18 protein-coding genes are annotated in these 24,474 nt (G+C 60.5%); 11 read left to right on the forward strand and 7 right to left on the reverse strand.

Annotated elements, in window-relative coordinates; all coding sequences use genetic code 11:
* Nucleotides 1-195: 195 nt before the first annotated feature.
* The 5 genes from ntrC to glnA all read right to left on the reverse strand — a co-directional run bounded on the left by ntrC (nt 196) and on the right by glnA (nt 5,598).
* Complete coding sequence (gene ntrC, locus AC4PS7_RS19020) at nt 196-1,632, reverse strand: nitrogen regulation protein NR(I) (RefSeq protein WP_008435682.1); 1,437 nt, start codon at nt 1,630-1,632, stop codon at nt 196-198.
* Nucleotides 1,629-2,714, reverse strand: coding sequence for a nitrogen regulation protein NR(II) (glnL, locus tag AC4PS7_RS19025; protein WP_010213871.1), 1,086 nt, complete (start codon nt 2,712-2,714; stop codon nt 1,629-1,631). The genes ntrC and glnL overlap by 4 nt, the downstream gene beginning before the upstream one ends.
* A gap of 287 nt (nt 2,715-3,001) precedes the next feature.
* Entirely contained in the window at nt 3,002-3,427 is a 426-nt protein-coding gene (locus AC4PS7_RS19030; RefSeq protein ID WP_154847466.1) for a cupin domain-containing protein, read from the reverse strand.
* A gap of 77 nt (nt 3,428-3,504) precedes the next feature.
* On the reverse strand, nt 3,505-4,041 hold the full coding sequence (locus tag AC4PS7_RS19035; RefSeq protein WP_021492187.1) for a chorismate mutase: 537 nt from the start codon (nt 4,039-4,041) through the stop codon (nt 3,505-3,507).
* 150 nt (nt 4,042-4,191) lie between these two features.
* Nucleotides 4,192-5,598 carry a type I glutamate--ammonia ligase gene (glnA, locus tag AC4PS7_RS19040; protein ID WP_010213867.1) on the reverse strand — a complete coding sequence of 469 codons (1,407 nt, stop codon included), beginning with the start codon at nt 5,596-5,598 and terminating at the stop codon, nt 4,192-4,194.
* A gap of 334 nt (nt 5,599-5,932) precedes the next feature.
* On the opposite strand from glnA, the gene thiI reads away from it, so the two are divergent.
* Nucleotides 5,933-7,387, forward strand: a complete 1,455-nt coding sequence (thiI, locus tag AC4PS7_RS19045) for a tRNA uracil 4-sulfurtransferase ThiI (RefSeq protein ID WP_010213865.1) — start codon at nt 5,933-5,935, stop codon at nt 7,385-7,387.
* Between the two features lie 139 nt (nt 7,388-7,526).
* Nucleotides 7,527-9,347, forward strand: coding sequence for a translational GTPase TypA (typA, locus tag AC4PS7_RS19050; protein WP_010213863.1), 1,821 nt, complete (start codon nt 7,527-7,529; stop codon nt 9,345-9,347).
* Between the two features lie 206 nt (nt 9,348-9,553).
* On the opposite strand, the gene AC4PS7_RS19055 is transcribed toward typA, so the two are convergent.
* A complete protein-coding gene (locus AC4PS7_RS19055; RefSeq protein ID WP_010213857.1) occupies nt 9,554-9,988 on the reverse strand; it encodes a YkgJ family cysteine cluster protein in 435 nt (144 codons plus the stop codon).
* A gap of 238 nt (nt 9,989-10,226) precedes the next feature.
* On the opposite strand from AC4PS7_RS19055, the gene AC4PS7_RS19060 reads away from it, so the two are divergent.
* From AC4PS7_RS19060 to AC4PS7_RS19085, 6 genes are all read left to right on the forward strand, one after another.
* Nucleotides 10,227-12,677 (forward strand): glycogen/starch/alpha-glucan phosphorylase, encoded by a 2,451-nt coding sequence (locus AC4PS7_RS19060; protein WP_010213856.1) that lies wholly within the window; start codon nt 10,227-10,229, stop codon nt 12,675-12,677.
* A 199-nt stretch (nt 12,678-12,876) separates the two neighbouring features.
* Nucleotides 12,877-15,948, forward strand: coding sequence for a DUF2339 domain-containing protein (locus AC4PS7_RS19065; protein ID WP_492179689.1), 3,072 nt, complete (start codon nt 12,877-12,879; stop codon nt 15,946-15,948).
* The gene (locus tag AC4PS7_RS19070) at nt 15,948-17,303 is read left to right on the forward strand and encodes a DUF3999 domain-containing protein (protein WP_492179690.1); all 1,356 of its coding nucleotides are present in this window, start codon (nt 15,948-15,950) and stop codon (nt 17,301-17,303) included. The genes AC4PS7_RS19065 and AC4PS7_RS19070 overlap by 1 nt, the downstream gene beginning before the upstream one ends.
* 109 nt (nt 17,304-17,412) lie before the next feature.
* Complete coding sequence (locus AC4PS7_RS19075; RefSeq protein ID WP_003187818.1) at nt 17,413-18,423, forward strand: class 1 fructose-bisphosphatase; 1,011 nt, start codon at nt 17,413-17,415, stop codon at nt 18,421-18,423.
* A 176-nt stretch (nt 18,424-18,599) separates the two neighbouring features.
* Entirely contained in the window at nt 18,600-18,854 is a 255-nt protein-coding gene (locus tag AC4PS7_RS19080; protein ID WP_010213853.1) for a hypothetical protein, read from the forward strand.
* 30 nt (nt 18,855-18,884) lie between these two features.
* Nucleotides 18,885-19,454, forward strand: coding sequence for a lipocalin family protein (locus AC4PS7_RS19085; protein ID WP_010213852.1), 570 nt, complete (start codon nt 18,885-18,887; stop codon nt 19,452-19,454).
* 116 nt (nt 19,455-19,570) lie between these two features.
* Here AC4PS7_RS19085 and AC4PS7_RS19090 read toward each other — a convergent pair whose 3' ends face one another.
* Nucleotides 19,571-20,935, reverse strand: a complete 1,365-nt coding sequence (locus tag AC4PS7_RS19090) for a formimidoylglutamate deiminase (RefSeq protein ID WP_069672827.1) — start codon at nt 20,933-20,935, stop codon at nt 19,571-19,573.
* A 147-nt stretch (nt 20,936-21,082) separates the two neighbouring features.
* Here AC4PS7_RS19090 and hutC point away from each other — a divergent pair, with 147 nt between their 5' ends.
* From hutC to hutU, 3 genes are all read left to right on the forward strand, one after another.
* A complete protein-coding gene (hutC, locus tag AC4PS7_RS19095) occupies nt 21,083-21,793 on the forward strand; it encodes a histidine utilization transcriptional repressor HutC (RefSeq protein WP_232920667.1) in 711 nt (236 codons plus the stop codon).
* The gene (locus tag AC4PS7_RS19100; RefSeq protein WP_069672826.1) at nt 21,790-22,350 is read left to right on the forward strand and encodes a HutD/Ves family protein; all 561 of its coding nucleotides are present in this window, start codon (nt 21,790-21,792) and stop codon (nt 22,348-22,350) included. The genes hutC and AC4PS7_RS19100 overlap by 4 nt, the downstream gene beginning before the upstream one ends.
* Before the next feature lie 405 nt (nt 22,351-22,755).
* A complete protein-coding gene (gene hutU / locus AC4PS7_RS19105) occupies nt 22,756-24,426 on the forward strand; it encodes a urocanate hydratase (protein WP_010213847.1) in 1,671 nt (556 codons plus the stop codon).
* The last annotated feature ends 48 nt before the right edge of the window (nt 24,427-24,474 follow it).

The following is a 24,474-nucleotide window of genomic DNA, read 5'->3' on the forward strand; positions in this document are numbered from 1 at the left end:
TTGATGCGTTAGATTCATGCCCGATGCCGGTTCATGGTGCATTGAAGCGGTGCACGGCGCTGGAACTTTGTAGCGGTCCAAATGTGGGAGGGGGCTTGCCCCCGATAGCAGTAGGTCAGTCACAACATCTGTGGCTGATATACCGTCATCGGGGGCAAGCCCCCTCCCACATTGGATCTTCAGTGGATCTGAGATTCAGGCTTCATCACCCTCGTCATCATCCCCACCATCCACCTTCATCCCCAACTCCTTGATCTTGCGCGTCAGGGTATTGCGGCCCCAACCCAGCAACACGGCGGCATCGCGGCGGCGACCGGCGGTGTGCTTGAGGGCGGTCTCGATCATGATGCGCTCGAACGCCGGCACGGCGCTGTCCAGCAGGTTCGACTGGCCGCGCGCCAGGGCCTGGTCGGCCCATTGGCGCAGCGCTTGTTCCCAGTTGGTCACCGGCGCGGAATCCTGCGGAAGGCTCAACAGCTCCGGAGGCAGGTCGCTGATGTGCACTTCGCGTCCGGAGGCCATCACCGTGATCCAGCGGCAGGTGTTCTCCAACTGACGCACGTTGCCGGGCCACGGCAGGTTCTTCAGGTATTCCTCGGTCTCGCTTTTCAGCAGCTTCGGCTCGACGGCCAGCTCCTGAGCGGCGCGGCTGAGGAAGTGGCGGGCCAGGGTCGGGATGTCTTCGCGACGGTCCGACATGCGCGGGATATGGATGCGGATCACGTTGAGGCGGTGGAACAAGTCCTCACGGAATTTGCCCGCGTGCACCAGGGTTTCCAGGTTCTGGTGGGTCGCCGCGATGATGCGTACGTCGACCTTGACCGGTGTGTGTCCGCCCACCCGATAGAACTCACCGTCCGCCAGCACGCGCAGCAGACGGGTCTGGGTGTCGGCCGGCATATCGCCGATTTCATCGAGGAACAGCGTGCCGCCGTCAGCCTGTTCAAAGCGCCCGCGACGCAGGTTGGCTGCGCCAGTGAATGCGCCTTTTTCGTGGCCGAACAGCTCGGATTCCATCAAATCCTTTGGAATCGCCGCCATGTTCAACGCAATGAACGGCGAGGCTGCGCGTGGGCTGTGACGGTGCAGGGCATGGGCGACCAGCTCTTTACCGGTCCCCGACTCGCCGTTGATCAGCACGGTGATGTTGGAATGGCTCAAGCGCCCGATGGCGCGAAACACTTCCTGCATCGCCGGCGCTTCGCCGATGATTTCCGGGGTGCGGGTCAGGGCGGGTGGAGCTTCCTGGTTCTGTTGTTCCTGGGCGTGCTGGTTGGCGCGTTTGACCAATGCCACCGCTTCGTCCACGTCGAACGGCTTGGGCAGGTATTCAAAGGCGCCGCCCTGATAGGACGCGACAGCGCTGTCCAGGTCCGAGTGCGCCGTCATGATGATCACCGGCAAGCGCGGGTGCTGCTCGCGAATCCGCGCCAGCAGGTCCAGGCCACTGGCGCCGGGCATGCGGATGTCCGAGATGATCACGTCGGGCTGCTGGCGCGCCAGGCGGCTCATTACACCGTCGGCGCTGTCGAAGCTCTGGGTGGTCATGCCTTCCTGTTGCAAGGCTTTCTCGAGGACCCAGCGGATAGAACGGTCGTCATCGACGATCCAGACAGTTTCACTACGGCTCATGTCGATGGGGCTCCTTGTTCCAGTGGCAGAAAGATCGAGAACGTGGTGTGGCCAGGATGGCTCTCACACTCGATCAGACCCTGGTGCTGGCTGATGATGTTCTGGGTAATGGCCAGGCCCAGCCCGGTACCGTCCGGGCGGCCACTGACCATGGGAAAGAAAATGGTTTCCTGCAGTTCCGCAGGAATCCCCGGGCCGTTGTCGATGATCTCGACCTTGGTCACCAGGCGATGGCGCACATGGCCAATGGTGAACTGACGCAGGGCGCGGGTGCGCAGGCTGATGCGGCCCAGGCGCAGCTCGTTCTGGCTGCTGATGGCCTGCATGGCGTTACGTACGATATTGAGCACCGCCTGAATCATCTGTTCGCGGTCGATCAAAACGTCGGGAATGCTTGGGTCATAGTCGCGCACCAAGGTGATGCAGCCCTGGCTTTCGGCCTCAACCAGCTGACAGACACGCTCCAGCACTTCGTGCACGTTGGTCATCGCCAGCGACGGCAGCTTGTTGGAGCCGAGCATGCGGTCCACCAGGTTACGCAGGCGGTCGGCCTCTTCGATGATGACGTTGGTGTAGTCCTTGAGGTTATCGTCCGGCAGCTCGCGGGCCAGCAGTTGCGCTGCGCCACGGATACCGCCCAGCGGATTCTTGATCTCATGGGCCAGGCCGCGCACCAGCATCTTGCTGGTCTCCTGCTTGGACAGCTGCGCTTCTTCCTTGGTGATGCGCAGCAGGCGGTCGCGCGGGTGCACTTCCAGCAGCAGCAGGGTGGCGCCGTTGCTGAGGATCGGGGTCACGGCGTAGTCGACGGTCAGGGTCTGGCCGGTCAGGGCCGTGAGCATCGCTTCGCGCTTGGTGAAGGGGTGTGCCTGCTCCACGGCCTGGCGCAATGAGCTCAAGGCTTCGGCTGACTCGGTGAACAATTCGCTGATGAACTGCCCATGGCTGCGCTGGCCGCTGATGGCCAGGAGCATCTCCGCCGCCGGGTTCATGTACTCAAGACGCAAGTCGTCGTTGAGTAGGATGGTCGCGGTGGTCAGGTTGTCGAGTAGCAAACGGTGCAGTGCATCGCTGATGGTCATCAGGACCTCTTTTGGAGCAACGCGCGGGCTTGAGGCACACGCTGATACAAGGAAAATGCAAAAACCAAACCAAGGCTCCGAAAAGAAGCGTGCAAGCCCTGAAATGGGGGTTTTAGGCGCGAAACTGTGGCGTTCTGCCAGCTTGCTCGGGAAGTTTCGAACCAAAATGGGCTGGGCAGGTGGGTAGGGTGCAGCCTATCGCACCAATATAGTGCGGTTTTGTGAAGGTTGTTCAGGAAGTGCTGGGCGGACCGTTTTCAATGCGGGGTGAAAACGGTTCGGGACGGTCAGCGTTGCTCTGACAGTGGCATGCCTGGAGTGCCCGCATAAAAGACCAGAAGCTCAACGGGTGTGCTTCCGGTAATGCCGCGATGTTCGGTGCCCATCATCTCGGCCAGGGTTTGCCCTTGCCTCAAGGTCCGCGAGGCGCCGCTTGCGCGGGTGTCAACGGTCAACTCCCCTGAAACGATGTAGGCAGCGTTCGGCATCGGGTGGGTGTGCCAAGGCAGTTGCGTGCGTGCCGGGATCTTCAGGCGTATCAGCGTGAGCTGCGGCGTGCCGGACGGGTAGGCTTTGTAGGGCGTGCCGTCCCAAGACTCGCTACGTTCAAGCAAGACCTCTTTCTCGATCTGCGCCGCATCTTTTGCCTGCGTGCCGCAGCCCAGCAACGACAAAACTGTCGCTGCTGCAGTCAAGCACTTGAGGGTGTCCATGGTTCCATCCTATTCGGTCAGTGAACGCTCAGGCTATGGCTGTCGGCCCAGGTGAAGATGCAGGACGGTTCCTCAAATCAAGTAGGTCGAACGCACAGCTCGGCCGTGGCACGGATCATCGCCAGTTGCCGCAGTGGATCGTTCAGCGGCTCATGCACGGCTTCGGCCAGCCACTGTGGGCACTGCGGGTCGGTGCGCTGCGGGGTAAAGTCGGCCAGCTGCTGCAGCAGGCGTTTTTGCAGTTCATCCAGCTGCGGGCGTATCTGTTTGATCAGGTCCGGGCGTGGGTCGTCCGGCGCCTTGCCTTGGAACTGCCAGTCGGAAAGGTGGGTGTATTGCACCAGCTTGTTGGCCTCGATCTGCGCCGAAAAAAACTGCTCGGCGGCGGCCGCGTCCAGCTTGTAGGTCGGTGCCTGGGCGCTAACGCTGGCGATCACCTCTTGTTCGCGCTTTTTATCTTCCACGGGCTTTTTGCTGTCCCATTTGCTCAGGGCTACCTGGTCGGCGATCTCCAGGCGTTCGGCAATGCTGTTGAGCAGCGGCTCCAGAGTGGGCGGCGCAGCACTCGCACTGGCACTGACGAACAACAGAGCGAACACAAGTCGACGTTTCAAGGATGATCTCCTGTGGGAGCGGGGCTTGCCCGCGATGGCGGAGTATCAGTCAATACAACAGGTGCTCGATGCGGCGCAATCGCGGGCCAAAAAAAAGACCTCCCGAAGGAGGTCTTTTTTCATCACGCTACATTAAGCAGCGCTACCGGATCAGCAGCTGTAGTACAGCTCGTATTCCAGTGGGTGTACGAAGGTGCGAACCTTGATTTCTTCTTCGCTCTTCAGGCCGATGTAAGCGTCGATGAAGTCGTCGCTGAACACGCCGCCTTTGGTCAGGAACGCACGGCCCTTGTCCAGCTCTTCCAGGGCTTCTTTCAGGCTGCCGCACACTTGTGGGATCTCTTTGGCCTCTTCAGGCGGCAGGTCGTACAAGTTTTTGTCGGCGGCGTCGCCAGGGTGGATCTTGTTCTGGATACCGTCCAGGCCAGCCATTACCAGGGCAGCGAAGGCCAGGTACGGGTTGGCTGCTGGATCCGGGAAGCGTGCTTCGATACGGCGAGCGCGAGGGCTGGACACGTATGGAATACGGATCGACGCGGAACGGTTGCGCGCCGAGTAGGCCAACATTACCGGTGCTTCGAAACCTGGGACCAGACGTTTGTAGGAGTTGGTCGACGGGTTGGTGAAGCCGTTCAAGGCCTTACCGTGCTTGATGATACCGCCGATGAAGTACAGGGCAGTGTCGGACAGGCCGGCATAACCTTCGCCAGCGAAGGTGTTCTTGCCCTCTTTGGCGATGGACAGGTGAACGTGCATACCCGAACCGTTATCGCCGTACAGAGGCTTAGGCATGAAGGTAGCGGTACGGCCGTAGGCAACGGCAGTGTTGTGTACGCAGTACTTCAGGGTCTGTACTTCGTCAGCCTTGGCCACCAGGGTGTTGAACTTCACACCGATTTCGTTCTGGCCGGCAGTGGCCACTTCGTGGTGGTGCACTTCGATGGTCAGGCCCATGTCTTCCATGGCGTTGCACATGGAGGTACGGATTTCGTGGTCGTGGTCGAACGGCGGAACTGGGAAGTAGCCACCTTTGATGCCTGGACGGTGGCCATGGTTGCCGCCTTCCACGTCTTGATCGGACATCCAGGAGCCTTGTTCGGAGTAGATCTTGAACATGGAGCCGGAGATGTCGGACTTGAACTTCACTTGGTCGAAGATGAAGAATTCTGGCTCTGGGCCTACGAATACAGTGTCACCGATACCGGTCGACTTCAGGTATTCCTCGGCACGCTTGGCGATCGCACGTGGGTCGCGGTCGTAGCCTTGCATGGTCGAAGGCTCGATCACGTCGCAGACCAGGATCAGGGTCGGCTCTTCGGTGAACGGGTCGAGTACGGCAGTGCTGTCGTCCGGCATCAGGATCATGTCGGAGGCTTCGATGCCTTTCCAGCCAGCGATGGAGGAACCGTCGAACATTTTGCCTTCTTCGAAGAAAGCTTCATCCAGCGCGTCGCGAGCCGGCATGGTCACGTGGTGCTGAGTGCCTTTGGTGTCCGTGAAGCGCAGATCAATCCATTTAACGTCATGATCTTTGATGAGTTGAACCGACTTCGACATAGTGTCCTCCGGGTGGCTTCGGGCTGGGGTAGTGGAGTTAGCCCTTAGAATGTGGGTGATGCCGGCGCGGATAGTCCGCCATGGCAACCTGCCTCACAAGAGAGCAAATTGCATGCCAGTGCGCCAACATGGGTTTTCTGCTCAAAAAACGACCCTATAAAGGTGCATTACGACAAAAGACTAAAAATGGCGCACCGCAATGTAGCGGAAAGGCGCACAAATGCACCTATTTAGTGCGTGATACGTGCGATGCATATTAACTGGTTAAACCTTGAGCGATTTCCGCTATAATCCGCGCCCCCCTTTTTCAGCAGGCCCGGCGCGCGCTGTTTCCATGAAATTAATCGTTAAAGTCTTCCCCGAGATCACCATCAAAAGCCGACCGGTACGGACGCGTTTCATCCGTCAGTTGGCCAAGAACATCCGTGCCGTGCTCCGCGATCTGGACCCGGCTGTGGTGGTGAACGGCGTGTGGGACAACCTCGAGCTGGAAACCCGTGTCACCGAGCCCAAAGCCTTGAAGGACATGACCGAGCGCCTGAGCTGCATGCCGGGCATCGCGCATTTCCTGCAGGTGGATGAGTACCCGCTGGGCGACTTCGATGACATCACCGAGAAGTGCAAACAGCACTACGGCAGTGAGCTTGAAGGCAAGATCTTTTCGGTGCGCTGCAAGCGTGCCGGCAAGCACACCTTCAGCTCCATGGACGTCGAGAAATACGTCGGCAGCAAGCTGCGTCGCGAGTGCGGCGCATCCGGAATTTCCCTGAAAGCGCCGCAAATTGAAGTGCGCATGGAAATTCGCGACCAACGGTTGTTTGTGATCCACAGCCAGCACAACAGCATCGGCGGCTACCCGCTGGGCGCCCTGGAACAGACCCTGGTGCTGATGTCCGGCGGTTTCGATTCCACGGTGGCGGCCTACCAGATCATGCGCCGCGGTCTGATGAGCCACTTCTGCTTCTTTAACCTGGGCGGACGTGCACACGAATTGGGCGTGATGGAAGTCGCGCATTTTATCTGGAAGAAGTACGGCAGCTCCCAACGCGTGCTATTTGTGAGCGTACCGTTCGAGGAAGTGCTGGGCGAAATTCTCGGTAAAGTCGATAACGGTCATATGGGCGTGGTATTGAAGCGTATGATGTTGCGCGCGGCCTCGCGAATCGCCGACAAGTTGCAGATCGATGCACTGGTAACCGGTGAGGCGATCTCCCAGGTCTCCAGCCAAACGCTGCCGAACCTGTCGATCATCGATTGCGTCACCGAGAAGCTGGTCTTGCGCCCGCTGATCGCCAGCCATAAGCAGGACATCATCGACCTGGCAGAGCAGATCGGCACCGCCGACTTTGCCAAGCACATGCCCGAGTACTGCGGGGTCATTTCGGTGAACCCCAAGACCCACGCCAAGCGCCATCGCGTGGAGCATGAGGAGAAAGAATTCGACATGGCGATTCTGGAGCGTGCGCTCGAGAACGCCAAGCTGGTCCCGATCGATCGCGTGATCGACGAATTGGGCCAGGACATCAAGATCGAAGAAGTCAGCGAAGCCCTGGCCGGCCAGATCGTCATCGACATCCGTCACCCGGATGCCGCTGAGGATGAGCCGCTGGAAATCGCCGGCATCGACGTACAAACGCTGCCGTTCTATGCATTGAATGCGCGTTTCAAGGAACTGGATAACAGCCGTCAGTACCTGCTGTATTGCGACAAAGGCGTGATGAGTCGCCTGCATGCCCACCATTTGCTCAGTGAGGGACATGCCAATGTGCGCGTTTATCGACCGAGCTAAGAGCCCGGGGCTGTTTGCCTGTGGCCTGCGTCACCGGCCCCCCGACTCTGCCGTCAAGCTGTAACGGCAAGGCCTGACTCTACTGTTAATCGCTGCCACGACCTGTCAGCACACCGAATCCTCTGATCGAGATACACAAGTGATCGAAAATCTACGTAACATCGCCATCATTGCTCACGTTGACCATGGTAAAACCACCCTGGTAGACAAACTCCTGCGTCAATCCGGCACCCTGGAGCGCAACGAGCTCAACGACGAGCGCGTGATGGACTCCAACGACCAGGAAAAAGAGCGCGGTATTACCATCCTGGCTAAAAACACCGCTATCAACTGGAACGGCTACCACATCAACATCGTGGATACCCCGGGCCACGCCGACTTCGGCGGCGAAGTAGAACGCGTAATGTCGATGGTTGACTCCGTTCTGCTGCTGGTTGACGCTCAAGACGGCCCTATGCCGCAAACCCGTTTCGTGACCAAGAAGGCGTTCGAAGCCGGCCTGCGTCCGATCGTGTGCATCAACAAGGTTGACCGTCCAGGCGCGCGTCCGGACTGGGTTCTGGACCAGATCTTCGACCTGTTCGACAACCTGGGTGCCACCGAAGAACAGCTGGACTTCAAAGTCGTCTACGCCTCGGCCCTGAACGGTATTGCCGGTCTGGACCACACCGACATGGCTGAAGACATGACCCCGCTGTACCAGTCGATCGTCGACAACGTACCAGCCCCGGCTGTTGACCGTGACGGCGCGTTCCAGATGCAGATCTCCGCTCTGGACTACAACAGCTTCCTGGGTGTTATCGGCGTTGGCCGTATCGCCCGTGGTCGCGTCAAGCCGAACACCCCGGTTGTCGCTATCGGCGCCGACGGCAAGAAGCGCAACGGTCGTATCCTGAAGCTGATGGGTCACCACGGTCTGCACCGCATCGACGTTGAAGAAGCGGCCGCTGGCGACATCGTGTGCATCAGCGGTATGGACTCGCTGTTCATCTCCGACACCCTGTGCCACCCGGACACCGTCGAGGCGATGAAGCCTCTGACCGTTGACGAGCCAACCGTTTCCATGACCTTCCAGGTAAACGACTCGCCTTTCTGCGGTAAAGAAGGCAAGTTCGTGACCTCCCGTAACATCAAGGAGCGTCTGGACAAAGAGCTGCTGTACAACGTTGCACTGCGCGTTGAAGAAGGCGACTCGGCTGACAAGTTCAAGGTTTCCGGCCGTGGTGAGCTGCACCTCTCGGTACTGATCGAAACCATGCGTCGCGAAGGCTTCGAAATGGGCGTTGGTCGTCCAGAAGTGATCATCCGTCAGGTTGACGGCGTGAAGCAGGAACCGTTCGAAAACGTCACCATCGACACCCCGGAAGAATCCCAGGGCAAGGTGATGGAAGAGATGGGTCTGCGTAAAGGCGACCTGACCAACATGGTGCCGGATGGCAAAGGCCGTGTGCGTCTGGAATACAACATCCCTGCTCGTGGTCTGATCGGTTTCCGTAACCAGTTCCTGACCCTGACCAACGGTGCTGGCATCCTGACCTCGATCTTCGATCGCTACGACACCATGAAGTCCGGCGACATGTCCGGCCGTCAGAACGGTGTTCTGGTATCGGTAGAAACCGGCAAGGCACTGACCTACTCCCTGGAAACCCTCCAGGCGCGTGGCAAGCTGTTCGTTGAACACGGTCAAGAGATCTACAACGGTCAGATCGTTGGTCTGAACAGCCGTGATAACGACATGGGCGTCAACCCAACCAAAGGCAAGAAGCTCGACAACATGCGTGCTTCGGGTAAAGACGAAACCATCGCTCTGGTTCCACCTGTTCGCTTCACCCTGGAACAGGCCCTGGAATTCATCCAGGACGACGAGCTGTGCGAAGTCACGCCTAAGTCGATCCGCCTGCGTAAGAAGATCCTGGACGAAGGCGAGCGTACCCGCGCTGCCAAGAAAGCCAAGAACTGAGTTAACTCAGGCTGAATGAAAAACGCCCCCGGTCGAAAGGCCGGGGGCGTTTTTTTTTATGCCTGCAAAATGTGCAGTGATTGTGCCGGCCTCTTCGCGAGCAAGCCCGCTCCCACATTTGACCGCGTTTTTTCAGGATGAATGAGGTCAAGTGTGGGGGCGGGCTTGCTCGCGAACGCGGTAGCCCAGGCAATAAAGAACTTGGATCAGAACTTATCGAGTGTCCGAAACTTGGTCTCGCGCACCACTTCCTTCGGCTTGTACGCGCAATACCCAGGGCGTGGACCGATCTTCGGGTGGTTGCGGCAGGTATCCGGGCGCTTGTCATAAATAGTGCAGAAGCGCGTCTTACGATCCAGGTACAGGCAATCGTTGTTGCTCATGCGCTGCAGGGTAAAAATCTCGGATTTGGCGTTGAAGCGCTCGACGATGCCTTCCTTCTGCAAGCGCTTGGCGATGTTCTTCGGCGGGTCGCCGCGCTCGAATTCATCGACGATACCAATGCGGATCAGGTCCTTGATCTTCACTTCGACCGGCAGCGTGCAGCAGCTGGACACGCAACCACCGCACATATGCGCGGAATATTTCTGCCACGTTTCAAGACGGTCGAGTTCCGCGGCGGCGATCAGTTGAGGCTTCATCAGGGTTCCAAGGTGGGGCGGTGTCCGGGCGCGCGATCATACCGGGATTGATGATTTTTTGAACAATTTTTTATGGGTTTCGGCCAGAAGGCGCGCTTGTATCAAAAGCAGGCACGGCCAATGCATCAAAACCCTGTAAAGGTAAATGCGTTAAAAAAGTGCCGAACCAGAGCGTCTACCGTCTGTCAGACCGTCTAGGCTCTAGCAACTCCTTCTATCTCGCCCGAGGTCGCAATTGATGTCTCAGGAACCACTTGAACGAGAAGCAGAGGTAGCCGCATTCCGCGATGCCGTCTTGACCAAACTTACCTACGCGGTGGGCAAGGACCCGGATCACGCCTTCGACCACGACTGGTTCGAAGCCATTGCCCTGGCCGCGCGCGACCAGATGGTCGATCACTGGATGGACCACACCCGGCGCATCTACCGCAAGGGCCAGAAGCGGGTTTACTACCTTTCCCTGGAATTCCTCATCGGCCGCTTGCTCTACGACAGCCTGAGCAACCTCGGCGTGCTGGAAATCGCTCGTGAAGCGCTCTCGGAGCTGGGTGTCGACCTTGAGCGCATCCGCCTGCTGGAGCCCGATGCCGCACTGGGCAACGGCGGCCTGGGTCGCTTGGCGGCGTGCTTCATGGAAAGCATGTCGACCCTGGGCATTGCCGGCCATGGGTATGGCATCCGTTATGAGCACGGCTTGTTTCGCCAGGCGATTGTCGATGGCTGGCAGCAGGAGCAGACCGAGCGCTGGCTGGACTTCGGCAACCCATGGGAATTCGAACGCCCTGAAGTGGCGTACCCGATCGGCTTTGGTGGCAGCGTCGAAACACTGGAAGATGCCTCCGGGAAAATGATCCAGCGATGGACGCCGAACGAAACCGTGCGCGCCATTGCTTATGACACGCCGGTTGTCGGCTGGCGCGGTGCCAGCGTCAACACGCTGCGGCTGTGGCGTGCCCGGGCGGTGGAAGACCTGCACCTGGAGCGCTTCAACGCCGGTGACCACCTTGGCGCGGTCGCCGAAGTGGCACGCGCCGAAAGCATCTCCCGAGTGCTTTACCCGGCCGACAGCACCGAAGCAGGGCAGGAACTGCGCCTGCGCCAGGAATACTTCTTTGTCGCCGCCTCCCTGCAAGACCTGCTGCGCCGCCACAAGAACATGCACGGCTCGGTGCTGAGCCTGGGCGAACACGCCGCGATCCAGCTCAACGACACCCACCCGTCCATCGCCGTGGCCGAGCTGATGCGTCAATTGGTCGACCTGCACCACATTCCGTGGGAAGCGGCGTGGGATGTGACGGTGGAAACCCTGTCGTACACCAACCACACGCTGCTGCCTGAAGCGCTGGAAACCTGGCCGGTCGGCCTGATGGAACGCATGCTGCCCCGGCACATGCAGATCATCTACCTGATCAACGCCCAGCACATCGACTCGCTGCGCGCCAAGGGCATCCACGACTTTGACGTACTGCGCGCGGTGTCATTGATCGAAGAAGACAACGGCCGCCGCGTGCGCATGGGCAACCTGGCATTCCTGGGCTCCCACAGCGTCAACGGCGTGTCCGGCCTGCACACCCAATTGATGCGCAGCACGGTGTTCTCCGAGCTGCACAAGCTGTACCCGGAACGCATCAACAACAAAACCAACGGCATTACCTTCCGTCGCTGGTTGTACCAGGCCAACCCCAAGCTCACGTCCATGCTGGTGGAAGCGCTCGGCCCGGACATTCTCGACAAGCCCGAAGAGCGGTTGGTGGAGCTTGAGCCATTTGCCGAAAAACAGACGTTCCGCAAGGCATTTGCCGAGCAGCGCCTGCACAGTAAGCGCGCGCTGGCGGACATCATTCACGAGCGCCTGGGCATTGCGGTCAACCCGGCGGCGATGTTCGACGTGCAGGTCAAGCGTATCCACGAATACAAGCGCCAGTTGCTCAACCTGCTGCACACCGTGGCGCTGTACCAGGCCATCCGTGCCGAGCCGGGCACCGACTGGGTGCCGCGCGTGAAAATCTTCTCGGGCAAGGCGGCGGCCAGTTATCACCAGGCCAAGTTGATCATCAAGTTGACCAACGACATCGCCCGCACGGTCAATAACGACCCGACCGTACGCGGTTTGCTCAAGGTGGTGTTCCTGCCCAACTACAACGTCAGCCTGGCGGAAAGCATCATTCCGGCGGCGGATTTGTCGGAGCAGATTTCCACCGCCGGTTTCGAGGCCTCGGGCACCAGCAACATGAAGTTCGGTCTCAACGGTGCGCTGACCATCGGCACGATGGACGGCGCCAACGTGGAAATGCACGAGCGTGTGGGGGCCGAGCACATGTTTATCTTCGGCCTCAGCGCGCAGCAGGTGGAAGCCCGCAAGCACGCTGGTGAATTCAATGCAGGTGCTGACATCGCGGCGTCTCATCGGTTGAATGACGTGCTGCAAGCGATCCGCGGCGGGGTGTTCTCGCCGGACGATCCGGGCCGCTACGCGGGGCTGATCGACGGGCTGATCGACTACGACCGCTTCCTGGTGTGTGCCGACTTCGATTCGTACTGGGACGCCCAGGCGCGGGTTGAGGCGCATTGGCATGATTCCAAGGCGTGGTGGCGTTCGGCGGTGCTGAATACGGCGCGGATGGGTTGGTTCAGCTCGGATCGGACCATCAGGGAGTACGCGACCGAGATCTGGAAAGCCCTCGACTGAACACGGCTGACCTGAATATGTGCGCGGGCTTGTGTGGGAGCTGGCTTGCCTGCGATAGCATCACCTCGGTGTGACAGATACACCGAGGTGTCTGCGTCGCGGGCAAGCCAGCTCCCACACACGCCCGCTTCCACATGGGTGCAGCGTCGATATACTAGGCCTCGGTTTGCCTGCCTCGGGCTGCTTAGGGATATCGACCATGCAATGGATTTTCATGCTGATTGGCCTGGTGCTCGGCTGGACGCTCGACGAATCGTTCAGTGATGCGGGTATCGGTGCGCTGCTGGGGCTGGGCATTGGCCAGGCGATTCGCCTGGCGCAGCTGTCGGCCCAGGCGGACAAGCAGGCGCGTCAGTTGGACACCACGCAGAAGTCGCTGATCGCGCTGGGCGAGCGCTTGCGGCAACTGGAAGTGCCCGCGCCTGCAAGCAGCGTGAAGGTCGAGCCCTCTGTTCCCGAATCGGCACCTGTCGCCAAACCGCCCGAGCTGGTGTGGGAGCTGCCTGCCGAGTTGGCCCCCGTTGCCAGGGGCGCCGAACCGAGCCAGCCGCTGCCGGATGACGTGTGGGCTCCGGCGCCGACGCCTAAAGAACCTGTAATCCCTCGCGGCCCCAACCTGATCGAGCGCGCTATTGAAGGTGCGCGCAATTGGCTGTTTGGCGGCAACACCGTGCTGCGGGTCGGCGTGGTGCTGTTGTTCCTCGGCCTGGCTTTCCTGCTGCGTTATGCCACTGAAGGCATGGTGGTGCCGATCGAGCTGCGCTACGCCGGCGTTGCCGCTGCCGCGTTGGGCCTGCTGGGCCTGGGCTGGTGGCTGCGGCTGCGCAACGGTAACTACGGCTTGATGCTGCAAGGCGCGGGGATTGCCGTGTTGTACCTCACGGTATTTGCGGCAATGCGTTTGCATCCCCTGATCGATCCTGGCGCGGCAATGGGGTTGCTGGTAGCCGTCACGGTCTGTTCGGCGATCCTGGCAATCACCCAGGATGCCATCGGCCTGGCCTGTGCGGCGGCGTTGGGTGGTTTTGCGGCACCGATCCTGGTGTCGACCGGCGCCGGAAGCCATGTGGCGCTGTTCAGCTACTTTGCGTTGCTCAACGCCGGCATCCTCACGATTGCCTGGTTCAAAGCCTGGCGCCTGCTGAACGTGATCGGTTTTGTTGGCACCTTTGGTATTGGTTTCGCCTGGGGCATGCGCGCCTACACGCCGGAGCTGTTGTGGAGCACCGAGCCGTTCCTGATCCTGTTTTTCCTGATGTACCTGGCTATCGGCCTGTTGTTCGCGCGGCGTAAATTGCTGGAAACCCAGGACGCCCCCGAAGATGCCAGCCGGGGCGCGCAACTGCGCTGGTCGGCGGCCAAGGGGGATTATGTCGATGGCACGTTGTTATTCGGCCCGCCGCTGGTGGGCTTCGGTCTGCAGTTCGCGCTGGTACAACACCTTGAGTTCGCTGCTGCGTTCAGTGCGCTGGGCCTGGGCATCATTTACATTGTCCTGGCCCGCGTGCTCAGTGGCGGGCGCGCCTTGCTCCTGACGGAAACCTGCCTGGCCCTTGGCGTGATCTTCGCCAGCCTGGCCATTCCCTTGGGCCTTGATGCGCGCTGGACTGCTGCGGCGTGGGCCGTCGAAGGCGCCGGGATCTTCTGGCTCGGTCTACGCCAGCATCGCCCCGTCGCGCGGGCGTTCGCCCTATTGCTGCAACTGGGTTCGCTGCTCGCCTTCCTTGGCGAACTGCGCGATGGCCAGGACACCTTGCTGCAGGGGCCGCCATTGGGAGCGTTGCTGCTGGGTGCGGCACTGCTGTTCAGCTTTTATCAAATACACAACGCCGCGCCGCAACAGACCCGGCGTTGGGAGCGCCTCGGCGCTCCAGGGCTCGCCGTCCTCGGCCTGGGCTGCGCTTACCTGCTGGCGCCGCTGTTGTTTTCGACCCAAGGCAGCATCGTCAGTTGGTCGGTTGCGGGCCTTGCGACCGTGTGGGCGGGCCTGCGTATCGGCTCGCCATGGGTCGTGCGCTGTGGCGTTGCCGTGCAAGTACTTGCGGGCGCGCTGTTTGCGCTCGACCCCGTGAACAATGCCTGGACACCGCTGATCATTGCCTTGGCGGCCATGCTCGGCGCCTGGTGCTTGCCCCGTGGGCGCTTGTCCGCCGGTCTGCTGGCCTGGGGCGTGGCGTGGTGGGCGTTGGCGGTGATCATTGAAGTCTGGCGCTTGGCACCTGCGGCCTTGCACGCTTCGCTGTTGGTGCTGGCGGCCGCGCTGAGCGTGGTGATCTGGACGGCACTGGCGCTGCGTTTGCGCTGGGCGGCGTTGGGTATCGCCAGCACGTTGTTGATGCCTGCGGTGGGGCTCGTGTTGTTGGGCGCGTGGACCGAGTATTACCACCCGGCCGCGCAGTTCGGCTGGCTGGCCTGGTGGGTGGTGTTCGTGGTGCATTTCATCTCGCTGCGGCATTTGTCGACGGTGGTGCCCGGCAAAGTGCTGAGCGCGGCTCACGTACTGGGTTGTTGGATGCTGATCGGTGTGCTGGCGCTGGAACTGCGCTACGGCCTGCTGGTGCTGTCGAGCGAATACAACGCCTGGCGCTGGTTGGGCTGGGCGATTCTGCCAAGTCTCTATCTCGTGCTGGCTGCCGCACCGCGCCATTGGCCATGGCCGGTGTCGGCCTACCCCAGGGAATACCGCGTGCTCGCTGCATTACCGCTGGCGGTGCTGATGCTGGGTTGGTTCTGGCTGGCGAACATCTTTAGTGACGGCACGGCCAAGCCGCTGCCCTATGTGCCACTGCTCAACCCATTGGACCTGGGCCTGCTGTTCGCGCTGCTGGGCATTTACCTGTGGTCGCGCAGTGCGGCGCCGGAACGTGGGCCGCGCGTTGAGTTGATCGCCCAGGGCGTGGCCGGCATTTCGCTGTTCGCATTCTTCACAGCGCTGGTGATGCGTACCGCCCACCATTGGGGCGGCGTGCCGTTTCATCTGGATGCGTTGCTGGAGTCCATGCTGGTGCAGGCCGGCCTGTCGATCGTCTGGACCCTTATTGCCCTCGGACTGATGATCGGCGGCCATTTGCGCCATCGTCGCGAAGTGTGGCTGATCGGCGCGGCACTGATTGCCGTGGTGGTGGCCAAGTTGTTTTTTGTCGAGCTGAGCAACCGTGGCGGTTTGGCGCGGATCGTGTCGTTTATCGGCGTGGGCGGTTTGTTGCTGGTGGTTGGCTACTTTGCGCCGCTGCCGCCTAAGCGCGTTGAACCTGAGGGAGCATCTTCTTGATGGGCAGGCTGAGTCTGAGTGGGTTGACGATATGGATGCTGTGTTCGGCGACGTTTGCTCAAGAACGTCCGGCTGATTTCGCCACCCAGGTGCCGCTGGCCGTAAGCGGCGCTGGTCCCTGGTATAGCCTGGAGCTGCCATTGGCGGTTCAAATGAGCGCGCGCCAGGCAAATCTCAGCGATGTTCGGGTTTTCGACGCTGCCGGTGAGCCTCAGGCGTATGCGTTGTCGCGCCCGTCCGCGCAGCGCACCGAGAGCCGCAACGTCACCGACGTGAAGTGGTTCCCGCTGTACGCTGCCGACACCGAGCAAGCCTTGCCTGACGTGGTGATGAAGGCCACCACCACCGGCGCCCTGGTGGAAATCACACCGTCCACTGCCGCTAAGCCCGGCAAGCAGGTACTGCGTGGCTGGGTGTTGGACGCCAGTGCGATCAAGGCGCCGTTGCAGCAATTGAGCCTGGACTGGAGCCATGAGCAAGAGGGCTTCCAGCGTTTCAGCATTGAAGCCAGTGATGATTTGCAGCACTGGCAAGCCTGGGGTGATGGGCAAGTGGCGCGTTTGTCATTTGCCGATGAGCGGGTCGAGCAGCATGACGTGAGCCTGCCCGGTCAATCGGCGCGTTACTTGCGGTTGGTGTGGCAGGGCCAGGCGGCGCCGTTGCTGACGTCGGCCCGCCTGGAGAGCTCCACTCGCAGTAACCTGCCGATGCCGTTGGTGTGGTCGCAAGCGTTGCCGGGGGGTCGCCTCAAGGCGGGCGAGTACAGCTGGCAATTGCCCACGGGGCTGAATGTGGAGCGCTTGCGGGTCGAGTTGAAGCAGCCCAACACGCTGGCGCCCGTGACGTTGTCGGGGCGAAGTGAGGTCAAGCAAGCGTGGCAGCCGTTGAGCAATGGCCTGCTGTACCGCCTGAGCCAGAACGCCAAGGAGGTGGTGCAGGATGAATTGCAGTTGCCGGGCCAGGCGGTTGCTCAGTTGAGATTGCAGGTGGACGAGCGGGGCGGCGGCCTGGGCGTCGAAGCGCCCGTGTTGCGCGTTGCCGTACGGGCCACGCAGTTGGTGTTCCTGGCACGGGGTGAGCCGCCGTTCACCCTGGCGTTGGGGAATGTGTCCGTGAAAGGGGCGAACTTGCCGCTGTCGACGCTGATCCCCGATTACCGTGACGAGCGCCTGAAAACCTTGGGCCAGGCCACGTTGGCGGGGGAGATCGCGGTCAAACCGGCTGCGATTGCTGCGTTACCCGACACTGGCCCCGACCTGAAGAAGCTCGGCCTCTGGGCCGTGCTGCTGCTCGGCGTGGCGGCACTGGGCGCCATGGCCTACAGTTTGCTGCGCAAGCCGCCGGTGGCACGTTAAATAAAGTCCATGAACTCTATTGGGTTTAAATCCTCTGATAGGAGGAAATACGCCCCGACTCGCGTTAAACTGCGCGGGTTTTCAAGCCCCCCATTTTCCGGAGCCTTACATGTCCCGCGTTACCTTGAGTCGCTATTTGATTGAGCAGACCCGCAGCAACAACACGCCTGCCGATCTGCGCTTCCTTATCGAAGTGGTGGCGCGTGCTTGCAAGGAAATCAGCCACGCCGTGTCCAAAGGCGCACTGGGTGGTGTCCTGGGCAGCATGGGCACCGAAAACGTGCAGGGCGAAGTGCAGAAGAAGCTCGACGTGCTCTCCAACGAGATTCTGCTCGAAGCCAACGAGTGGGGCGGTCACCTGGCCGGCATGGCGTCCGAAGAAATGGACAATGCCTACCAGATCCCCGGCAAATACCCGAAAGGCGCCTACCTGCTGGTGTTCGACCCACTGGACGGCTCGTCCAACATCGACATCAACGCCCCGGTCGGCACCATCTTCTCGGTATTGCGTTGCCCGAACGAATACCTGAGCCAGAACGAAGCCCTGAACGAAAAGGCCTTCCTGCAGCCAGGCACCGAGCAGGTCGCTGCCGGCTACGCCATCTACGGCCCGCAGACCATGCTGGTACTGACCCTGGGCGACGGCGTCAAAGGCTTCACCCTGGACCGCGAAATGGGCAGCTTCGTACTGACCCACGAAGACATTTCCATCCCGGCTTCCACCCAGGAATTCGCGATCAACATGTCCAACCAGCGTCACTGGGAAGAGCCGGTGAAGCGCTACGTCAACGAACTGATGGAAGGCGAAGAAGGCCCGTTGAAGAAAAACTTCAACATGCGCTGGGTCGCCGCGATGGTCGCCGACGTGCACCGCATCCTGACCCGTGGTGGCTTGTTCATGTACCCACGCGACAGCCGCGAGCCGTCCAAGCCAGGTAAGCTGCGCCTGATGTACGAAGCCAACCCGATGTCCTTCCTGGTCGAGCAAGCGGGCGGCGCGTCGACCGACGGCCACCAGCGCATCCTCGACATCCAGCCTGAAGGCCTGCACCAGCGTGTGGCGGTGTTCCTGGGTTCAAAGGAAGAAGTTGAGCGTGTGACGGCCTATCACAAGAAGTAAGTTGATGCGATAAGTGACCGGCGTTGTTGTGAGCCGGTTCACCCTTGAAGAAGCCCCGAAACGTTTCAGCGTTTTCGGGGTTTTTTTGTTTTCGTTCATCGGGAACCAGACACCTCTTTTCCCTTCTAAGCTTCTGGCAGATACCCACGCTGCTTCGTCCCTCCAGGAGTTTTTCCATGTCGTTACGCCGTCTCGCTTTGCTGGCTTTTTGCGTGTTGTTGGGCGCTTGCAGCAAGGTCAACCAAGAAAACTACGCGAAGTTGTCGGCTGGCATGGCCAAGGCTGAGGTGGAGTCGTTGCTGGGTAAGCCGACCGATTGTTCCGGCGCGCTGGGCATGTCCAGTTGCACCTGGGGCGATAAAACCAGCTTTATCAGCGTTCAATATGCCGGTGACAAAGTTCTGATGTTTTCCGGGCAAGGCCTGAAGTAAACCGGGGCGAGAGCCTGCGGGAGAAGAAGAATGATGCGTTTTGTTTTGTTCCTTTGTGCCAGCCTGTTTTTGGCGGGCTGCGCCAGCCATTCTGGCGATGATCTGCAACCCAAGACAGCCGGCAGCGTCAACCTCAAGCGTTACCAGGGCACCTGGTATGAGTTGGCCCGATTGCCGATGTATTTCCAGCGCAATTGCGCCCAGTCCGAAGCGCGCTACACCCTGTTGCCCGATGGCGATATGTCGGTGTTCAACCGTTGCTTGACGACCGAATGGAAGTGGGAAGAAGCCAAGGGCACCGCCACCCCGCAAGTGCCAGGCAAGACCGACAAGCTCTGGGTGGAATTCAATAACTGGTTTACCGCGCTGTTACCCGGCGTCGCCAAGGGCGACTACTGGGTGCTGTATGTCAGCGATGACTACAAGACTGCGATCGTCGGCAGCCCTAGCCGGCGCTACATGTGGATCTTGTCGCGCACGCCGACGGTCAATGCGGACACCCGCGAAGACCTGCTGAGCAGGGCGCGGCAACAGGGGTATGACACCACACGTTTGATCTGGCGCACGTCGGACAAGCAGATGGCGAAAACCTCGCAATAACCCTGAATCAATGCGGATCAAAATGTGGGAGCGGGCTTGCTCACGAATGCGGCGTGTCAGTCGACAGATGCAATGACTGGCACACCGCATTCGCCAGCAACCCCGCTCCCACAGTTTTAATCGAGTAAGTCCTTTAATACCTGTGTGAAGGCGCGATTGCTGTCCTCTTCGCCGGCATGGTGCCCATCGCGCACCACCCACTTCCCATTGACCAGCACATCCCGCACCTGCCGATCTCCGCCTGCGAACAGCCAGCGATTGAGAATCCCGTCCTCCGTTGCCGTCGCCAGGTACGGATCATTACCGTCCAGCACAATCCAATCCGCTCGCTTACCCACTTCCAATCGACCAATCGGCTGCCCCAGCGCTTGGGCACCACCGTCCAGCGCGGCATCAAACAGCGTGCGGCCGACCATCGGCTGATCACCGCGATACAGCCGGTTACGCCGCTGATCGCGCAAGCGCTGGCCGTATTCCAGCCAACGCAACTCTTCCACCACGCTCAGTGATACATGGCTGTCGGACCCGATGCCCATGCGTCCGCCCTGGGCGAGAAAATCCACCGCCGGGAAAATCCCGTCACCCAGGTTGGCCTCGGTGGTCAGGCACAAGCCGGCAATCGCACGGCTCTTGGCCATGCGCGCGACTTCATCCGCATCGGCATGGGTGGCATGCACCAGGCACCAGCGCTCATCCACTTCTACGTTGTCATACAGCCATTGCAGCGGACGTTTGCCGCTCCAGGCCAGGCAGTCATCGACTTCTTTTTGCTGTTCGGCGATGTGGATATGCACCGGGCACGCCTTGTCGCTGGCGGCCAGCACTGCATTGATTTGTTCGGGCGTCACCGCACGCAAAGAGTGGAAACACAACCCCAACTGTTGCGCCGGTTGTGCGGCGAGGATGGGTTTCAACTGCGCCTGCAGGTCCAGGTAGTGTTCGGTGCTGTTGATAAACCGTCGCTGGCCTTCATTTGGCGCCTGGCCGCCAAACCCGGAGTGGGTGTAAAGCACTGGCACCAGTGTCAGGCCAATCCCGCTGCTGGCTGCCGCCTGGCTGATCTGCCGCGACAGCTCCGTACGATCGGCATACGGCTGGCCGCTGATGTCATGGTGCACATAGTGGAATTCGGCCACCGACGTGTAGCCGGCCTTGAGCATTTCGATGTACAGCTGGCGTGCGATCACCTGCAATTGATCCGGGTTGATCTTGCCCACCATGCGATACATCAGGTCGCGCCAGGTCCAGAAACTGTCATTCGGGTTACCGGCAACTTCCGCCAAACCGGCCATGGCACGCTGGAATGCATGGGAGTGCAGGTTCGGCATGCCCGCCAACACCGGGCCTCTCAGCCGTTCTGCACCCTCTGCCCTGGCATTGGCCTCTACTTTGATCAGCAGGCCATCGGCGCTGACTTCAAGACGTACATCATTGGCCCATCCATTAGGCAGCAGCGCGCGTTCGGCAAAGAAAGCGGACATGATCAAGGCACCCCGGTCGTGTGTTTATTTGTATATACATATACAGACGTTTGCCTGCTCGGTAAACTCCGGCAATCTATGCATCTTTTCCCCCTGCAAGGATTCCCTGTGCCGACTCCGCCTGCCAAGTCTTCGCTGGCTGCCCACATGGACGAAAGTCCGGCGCCCTTGTATGCCCGCGTCAAACAGATGATCAGTCAGCAGATTCTCAACGGCAACTGGCCGCCTCATTACCGCGTGCCGTCGGAGAGCGAACTGGTCAGCCAGCTGGGTTTCAGCCGCATGACCATCAACCGCGCCCTGCGCGAGCTCACCGCCGAAGGGTTGTTGGTGCGCATGCAAGGTGTCGGCACCTTTGTCGCTGAGCCCAAGAGCCAGTCTGCCCTGTTCGAAGTGCACAACATTGCCGATGAGATCGCCTCCCGCGGTCATCGGCATACCTGCCAGGTCATCCACCTGGGCGAAGAGGCCGCCGGTTCCGAGCGCGCCGTCGCCCTGGAGATGCGCGAAGGTGGACGGGTATTCCACTCGTTGATCGTGCACTTCGAAAACGATATTCCCGTGCAAATCGAAGACCGTTTCGTCAACGCCCTGGTCGCGCCGGAATACCTGCAGCAGGATTTCACCCAGCAAACGCCCTACGCCTACCTGAACCAGGTGGCGCCACTGACCGAAGGCGAGCACGTGGTCGAAGCCATCCTCGCCGACGCGGCCGAGTGCAAGCTGCTGCAGATCGAACCCACCGAACCGTGCCTGTTGATTCGCCGACGCACCTGGTCGGGCCGCCAGCCGGTGACCGCCGCGCGTTTGATCCACCCCGGTTCCCGTCACAGCCTGGAAGGACGTTTCAGCAAATGAGTTCGGTAACAGTCTGGCGCGCCGCCGATTACGTACGCATGCCGTGGAAAAACGGCGGCGGCAGCACCGAAGAAATTACCCGCGATGCCGGTACTGGCCTGGATGGTTTTGGCTGGCGCCTGTCGATTGCCGATATCGGTGAGTCGGGCGGGTTCTCCACATTCGCCGGCTACCAGCGCGTGATCACTGTGATCAAAGGCGCGGGCATGGTGTTGACCGTGGATGGTGAGGAACAGCGCGGGTTGTTACCGCTGCAACCGTTCGCGTTCAAAGGTGACAGCCAGGTGTCGTGCCGGCTCATCACTGGCCCGATCCGCGATTTCAACCTGATCTATTCGCCACAGCGTTACCACGCCCGCCTACAGTGGATCGACGGTGTGCAGCGTTTTTTCAGTACCGCTCAGACGGTGCTGGTGTTCAGCGTGGCTGATGAAGTGAAGGTGTTGGACCAGAAGCTGGGTCATCACGATTGCCTGCAAGTGGACGGTAACACTGGCGTGTTGGACATCTCCGTCAGTGGCCGCAGCTGCATCATCGAGCTGGCTCCGCGCGGTTAAAACTGTGGGAGCGGGCTTGCTCGCGAATGCGGTATCTCAGCACCAGATAGGCTGGCTGACCCACCGCATTCGCGAGCGAGCCCGCTCCCACATTTGTTTTGTGGTAAGCACAAATTCTGTTTCCTGCCCCTCGCACCAATTTGTTACCAAATGCCCCAGCGTGGCGCAAAACCCCGCTGTCGTGACAAACCTTTCGCGTAGCAAAACGCCTCCGCAAGAAATTTCATAAAGTCTCAAAGCCTTATTTTCCAAGGCTTGAGCTCGACTTCGAAAAAAATCCGCACGGCGCCCTCGGGAAGTTGGCCGCTTGATTGCATATGCTTGTATGTACAAGTAAAGATGTGTGCGTAAGACTCTGCTTCGCACCATCCATGTTCGCGCATCGATCGCCGAGGAGTCCTAGCTGTGACCAAGCCTACAAAGTACCGTGACGTCGAAATCCGTGCCGCCCACGGTAACAAGCTCACCGCCAAAAGCTGGCTGACTGAAGCGCCGCTGCGCATGCTCATGAACAACCTTGACCCGCAAGTGGCCGAGAACCCGAAAGAATTGGTGGTGTACGGCGGTATCGGCCGTGCAGCGCGTAACTGGGAGTGCTACGACCAGATCGTCGAGAGCCTCACTCATCTGAATGACGACGAAACCCTGCTGGTGCAATCCGGCAAGCCGGTCGGCGTATTCAAGACCCACAGCAATGCCCCGCGCGTGCTGATCGCCAACTCCAACCTGGTGCCACACTGGGCCAGCTGGGAACACTTCAACGAACTGGATGCCAAGGGCCTGGCCATGTATGGCCAGATGACCGCCGGCAGCTGGATCTACATCGGCAGCCAAGGCATCGTCCAGGGCACTTACGAAACCTTCGTAGAAGCCGGCCGCCAGCACTACAACAGCGACCTTACCGGCCGTTGGGTACTCACCGCCGGTCTCGGCGGCATGGGCGGCGCGCAGCCTTTGGCGGCAACCCTGGCCGGTGCCTGCTCGCTGAACATTGAATGCCAGCAGGTCAGCATCGACTTCCGTCTCAACAGCCGCTACGTCGATGAGCAAGCCACCGATCTCGACGACGCCCTGGCGCGTATCGCCAAGTACACCAAGGAAGGCAAGGCCATCTCTGTCGCCCTGCTGGGCAACGCGGCGGAAATTCTGCCGGAACTGGTCAAGCGCGGCGTGCGTCCGGACATGGTCACCGACCAGACCAGCGCCCACGACCCCCTCAACGGCTACCTGCCGGCCGGTTGGACCTGGGACGAATACCGCGCCCGCGCCAAGACCGAGCCTGCTGCCGTGATCAAGGCCGCCAAGCAGTCGATGGCCGTACACGTCAAAGCCATGCTGGAATTCCAGAAACAAGGCATCCCGACCTTCGACTACGGCAACAACATTCGTCAGATGGCGCAAGAAGAAGGCGTGGAAAACGCATTCGACTTCCCAGGTTTCGTCCCGGCCTACATCCGCCCACTGTTCTGCCGTGGCATCGGCCCGTTCCGTTGGGCGGCGCTGTCCGGTGACCCGCAGGACATCTACAAGACCGACGCCAAGGTCAAAGAGCTGATCCCAGACGACGCCCACCTGCACAACTGGCTGGACATGGCGCGTGAGCGCATCAGCTTCCAGGGCCTGCCGGCGCGAATCTGCTGGGTTGGCCTGGGCCAGCGCGCCAAGCTGGGCCTGGCGTTCAACGAAATGGTACGCAGCGGCGAGCTGTCGGCACCGGTCGTGATCGGCCGTGATCACCTGGACTCCGGCTCGGTCGCAAGCCCGAACCGCGAAACCGAAGCCATGCAGGACGGCTCCGACGCCGTGTCCGATTGGCCACTGCTCAACGCCTTGCTCAACACTGCCAGCGGCGCGACCTGGGTGTCGCTGCACCACGGTGGTGGCGTGGGCATGGGCTTCTCCCAGCACTCCGGCATGGTCATCGTCTGCGACGGTACCGATGAAGCGGCCGAGCGCATTGCCCGTGTACTGCACAACGACCCGGCCACCGGTGTGATGCGTCACGCGGACGCCGGTTACCAGATCGCCATCGATTGCGCCAAAGAGCAGGGCCTCAATCTCCCGATGATCAAATAGCTAATGTGGGAGCGGGCTTGCTCGCGAATGCGGTGGGTCAGCTACAGA

It is taken from the genome of Pseudomonas sp. DW-iso3 (assembly GCF_058725305.1).